The sequence below is a fragment of the Nocardia sp. NPDC058497 genome, from assembly GCF_042720195.1.
Classification (GTDB): domain Bacteria; phylum Actinomycetota; class Actinomycetes; order Mycobacteriales; family Mycobacteriaceae; genus Nocardia.
In genome coordinates this window covers 1-4,438 of the sequence record NZ_JBHXMY010000497.1, presented here as the reverse complement: position 1 = coordinate 4,438, position 4,438 = coordinate 1, and the positions used below count along the sequence as shown (strand labels likewise).

Genomic DNA, 4,438 nt, shown 5'->3' with positions numbered 1-4,438 from the left:
GCCGTTCTACAGTGCGTCGACGGGTTCCGCCATTCTCATCGGCGTTGTCGTGCGGGATCCGGCGAGGCCGTGTGTGCGGCGAAACTGGTTCTCCGGTTCGATGTTTCGGCTCGGTGTCGCTGGGTCGGGTGGGGCCGGGACGACGAAAGGCTGACGGAATGCAGCCCACTGAGAAGCCGCCGACACTGAAGCCGCCGACACTGAAGCCGCCGGTCGGACCTACCGGCATCGTGCAGCCGACGCAGTAGCCGCGAGCGGCGCGCCGGATTCGGCGAGCCGCGGACCCGAGGGGCGAGCCGGTGCATGTCGATCGCCCTCGGCCGGGGACGGGCGAACCCCGCCGGGTTGGCCCTTCGCGGGGTGCGGGCGGTCTACCTGCGGCGTCCGCTGCTTAAACTGGGCGCGTGCTGCTCTCCGATCGTGACATCCGGGCCGAGATCGCCGCTGGGCGGCTCGGTGTCGAACCGATGCTGGAGTCGATGGTGCAGCCGTCGAGCATCGACGTGCGGCTCGACGGGTTGTTCCGGGTGTTCGACAACAGTCGCTACACCCACATCGATCCGGCCATGCAGCAGGACGAGCTGACCAGTCTGGTCGAGCCCAAGCCGGGTGAGCCGTTCGTGCTGCACCCGGGCGAGTTCGTGCTCGGGTCGACGCTCGAGGTGTGCTCGCTGCCCGACGACCTGGCCGGGCGGCTCGAGGGCAAGTCGAGTCTGGGCAGGCTGGGGCTGCTCACCCACTCGACGGCGGGGTTCATCGACCCGGGCTTCAGCGGGCACATCACCCTGGAGCTGTCGAACGTGGCGAACCTGCCCATCACGCTGTGGCCGGGGATGAAGATTGGGCAGCTGTGCCTGATCCGGCTGACCAGTCCGGCCGAGCACCCGTATGGCAGCGCCGCGGCCGGATCGAAGTATCAGGGGCAGCGCGGGCCGACACCGTCGCGGTCGTACCTCAACTTCCCGTTGCCGCCCGCCTCGCTCGACGCCGTCGAGACCCGCTGAGAAGTCAGCGACAGGGCCAGGTGCAGCACCAGCGAGAGTGGCGGTAACACGTCGTCGCCGCTGGGCGGGCGCACCCAGTGACAGCCTTCGCGGCTCCATCGGCCCAGGCTGGTCGGCAGCATGACCGCGCTGCCGATGCCGGGGACGTCGATATCGAGGCCGCGCAGTTCGGTGGCCACGTCGGCGGGCGGCCTGGCGTCGGGGTCGGCGAGCAGGCTCCAGCGGATCTGCCTGGCCAGCACCGGCCCGGCCCTGCGTTGCTCCCGTAGCGTCGCCAGCACCAGCTCGGCTCGCGCGGTCGGCAGATGCACCACGCAGAGCCGATCGGTGATCGGCAGCATCACGAAGCCACCGCGCTCGCGAACGGGTAGCCCGAATTCGCGCTGGTAGCAAGACACCCAGTCATCGACAGTTCTGGCTTCCACCCTTTCAGGATCCCGGGTGCGCGCGCTCGCGACCACTGCCCCGCACCGCCCTTTCACTGCCTCTGGCAACCGATTCCGCGAAGCTGTGGCGTGTCTCACTGTCGCACTCGTACTCTGGAGTCAGTCGTTCGTCGCGAAAGGTGACGCCGTGGTCGGGGAGTGGACAGGCAGAGAGGCCAGAGCCCTTCGCGATGCCAAACGAATGAGCATCCGGGAGTTCGCGGCTCATCTCGGCGTGCACGAACGGCTGGTGTCGAAGTGGGAGGCCGGTGGCGAGCGCGTGCGCCCGCGGCCGGTGAATCAAGCCGCGCTCGACACGTCGCTGGCTCGGTCCGACGACGTGGTCCGCGCACGTTTCTCTACTCTTTTGGCGCCCACCGGCGCCGACGCCGACCTGCTCGCCTTCGTCGACGCCGGTGCGATCAAAGGCGCTGTGCCCGAGGTGATGTCGGAGAGGGAGTTGATCATGGCGGCTGCGCACGAGGCCAGCGAGCACGCGGCCGCCGCGGAGAGCACCAATGTCGGCGCGACGACGCTGGCCCAGCTCGACGCCGACGTCCGGCGCATCGCCAACGAATACGTGCACGCCGCGCCGGCGCCGATGATGGTGGAGATGCTGCGGGTGCGCCGCCGGGTGTACCGACTACTCGACGGGCAGCAGAAGCCGGTCGACACCAGTCACCTCTACCTGCTCGCGGGCACGCTGTCGGGTCTGATGGCCAACGCGAGCACCGACCTCGGCTACCTCGACGCCGCGGGCGAACAGATCAGGGCCGCTTGGGCTTACGCCGAACTGAGCGGGCACAACGGCTTACGCGCGTGGACAAGGGGCATGCACGCCCTCATCGAGAACTGGTCGGACCGGCCGCGCAACGCGGTCCAATTGGCGCGCAGCGGACAGGAATTCGCAGGTCAGGGGCTGGCCAGGGTGCGGCTGCTCAATATCGAGGCCAGGGTGTGGGCGCGGCTGGGCAGCGACACCGACACCGACCGCTGTCTGCGCGCGGCCGAGGCCGTGGTGAGCGACCGGCGCGACGAACTGCACGACGAGATCGGCGGCGTGTTCGGCTTCGGCGCGCCGAAGGCCGCCTACTACGCGGGCGCCACCTGCATCCAGCTCGGCCGGGCCGAACAGGCGCTGGCCGCCACCGAACGGGCCATCACGCTGTACTCGAGCGGCCCCCCGCTGCAGCGTTCCTACGGCGCCGAATCGCTGGCCCGGGTCGACAACGCCGCCGCCCACCTCATCAACGGCAGCATCGACGGCGCCGCCGACGCCCTGCGGCCCGTCCTCGGCATGCCGGAGGACCGCCGCATCGCCCAGCTCGGCGAGCGGCTGATCGGAGTCCGGCGCCGCATCGCCGCGCCCGCCTATCGCGACGCCTTCGAGGCGCGCCAGCTCGACGAGCGGATCGAGGAATTCTGCGGCGCCACGGCCGCCGCGGGCCTGCCACCAGGCAGATGAGGGGCGGTGCGGCGAGAACCGGTTTGCGGCGGATGGCACCATTGGAGGGTGAGTCCTCAAACGCCGCATGTGCCGCCGCGCGTCCTCGAGCAGTCGAAGAAGCTGCAGGACGTCGTCTACGAGATCCGTGGGCCGGTACACGCACAGGCAGCGCGGCTGGAGGCCGAGGGCCACCGCATTCTCAAGCTGAATATCGGCAATCCGGCGCCGTTCGGGTTCGAGGCGCCCGATGTGATCATGCGTGACGTGATCGCGGCGCTGCCGTACGCGCAGGGGTACTCCGAGTCCAAGGGCATCCTGTCGGCGCGGCGCGCGATCGTCACCAGGTATGAGCTGGTGCCCGGCTTCCCCGAGCTCGACGTGGACGACGTCTACCTGGGCAACGGCGTCTCCGAGCTGATCACCGTCACCATGCAGGCGCTGCTCGACAACGGCGACGAGGTGCTGATCCCGGCCCCGGACTACCCGCTGTGGACGGCCATGACCAGCCTCGCCGGCGGCACCCCGGTGCACTACCTGTGCGACGAGGCCAACGGCTGGCAGCCCGATATCGCCGATATCGAAGCCAAGATCACCGACAAGACCAAGGCTCTGCTGGTGATCAACCCGAACAATCCGACGGGTGCGGTGTACTCGGCGGAGGTGCTGCAGCAGATCGTCGACCTGGCGCGCAAGCACCGGCTGCTGCTGCTGGCCGACGAGATCTACGACAAGATCCTCTACGACGACGCCAAGCACGTCTCGCTGGCCTCGCTCGCGCCCGACCTGCTGTGCCTGACGTTCAACGGCCTGTCCAAGGCGTATCGGGTGGCCGGGTACCGGTCGGGCTGGCTGGCGATCACCGGGCCGAAGGATCACGCCGCCGGTTTCCTCGAGGGCATCGACCTGCTCGCCTCGTCGCGGCTGTGCCCGAACGTGCCGGCGCAGCACGCCATTCAGGTGGCGCTCGGCGGGCATCAGAGCATCGAGGATCTGATCCTGCCCGGCGGGCGGCTGCTCGAGCAGCGCGATGTGGCGTGGGAACGGCTCAACATGATCCCGGGGGTGTCGTGTGTGAAGCCGCGTGGCGCGCTGTACGCCTTCCCGCGTCTGGATCCCAACGTGCACGAGATCCACGACGATGGGAAGCTCGTGCTGGATCTGCTGCTGCAGGAGAAGATCTTGATGGTGCAGGGCACCGGGTTCAACTGGCCGGCCACTGATCATCTGCGGATCGTGACGCTGCCGTGGGCGCGGGATCTGGCGGTGGCGATCGAGCGGTTCGGCAATTTCTTGTCCAGTTACCGGCAGTGAGTCTCACCTCCCAGGTCTTGACCTGTGAGTTTGTTGGGGTCTGGGCAACCCGGCCGTCTGGATAGGGGGACCAAAACAGACTCAATGTTCGGAATCTTGGAGTTTTTAGGGATCTACTAGTGCAAAAGTCCAACTTTTGTGTACAGTGGTCCTCGGCGCTTCGGCGCCCGGCCCGGTTGTCTACCCCCCCTGGACAACCGAGAGCCTCAGGTACGCGCGCCTACCCCCCTGGGCGCCTGCCTGCGGCTGTC

The 4,438-nt window shown here is 68.4% G+C and carries 4 protein-coding genes; 3 read left to right on the top strand and 1 reads right to left on the bottom strand.

Annotation, left to right across the window (positions count from 1 at the left end; genetic code table 11):
* Window positions 1–404 precede the first annotated feature (404 nt).
* Window positions 405–1,004, top strand: a complete 600-nt coding sequence (dcd, locus tag ACFWPJ_RS25780; protein WP_189034433.1) for a dCTP deaminase — start codon at window positions 405–407, stop codon at window positions 1,002–1,004.
* On the opposite strand, the gene ACFWPJ_RS25775 is transcribed toward dcd, so the two are convergent.
* Window positions 917–1,429, bottom strand: coding sequence for a hypothetical protein (locus ACFWPJ_RS25775; RefSeq protein WP_378854993.1), 513 nt, complete (start codon window positions 1,427–1,429; stop codon window positions 917–919). The genes dcd and ACFWPJ_RS25775 overlap by 88 nt on opposite strands.
* Before the next feature lie 202 nt (window positions 1,430–1,631).
* Between ACFWPJ_RS25775 and ACFWPJ_RS25770 the strand changes: the two genes are divergently transcribed.
* Complete coding sequence (locus ACFWPJ_RS25770; RefSeq protein WP_378854992.1) at window positions 1,632–2,894, top strand: helix-turn-helix domain-containing protein; 1,263 nt, start codon at window positions 1,632–1,634, stop codon at window positions 2,892–2,894.
* Window positions 2,895–2,942: 48 nt separating this feature from the next.
* Entirely contained in the window at window positions 2,943–4,187 is a 1,245-nt protein-coding gene (locus ACFWPJ_RS25765) for a pyridoxal phosphate-dependent aminotransferase (protein ID WP_378854990.1), read from the top strand.
* Window positions 4,188–4,438 lie beyond the last annotated feature (251 nt).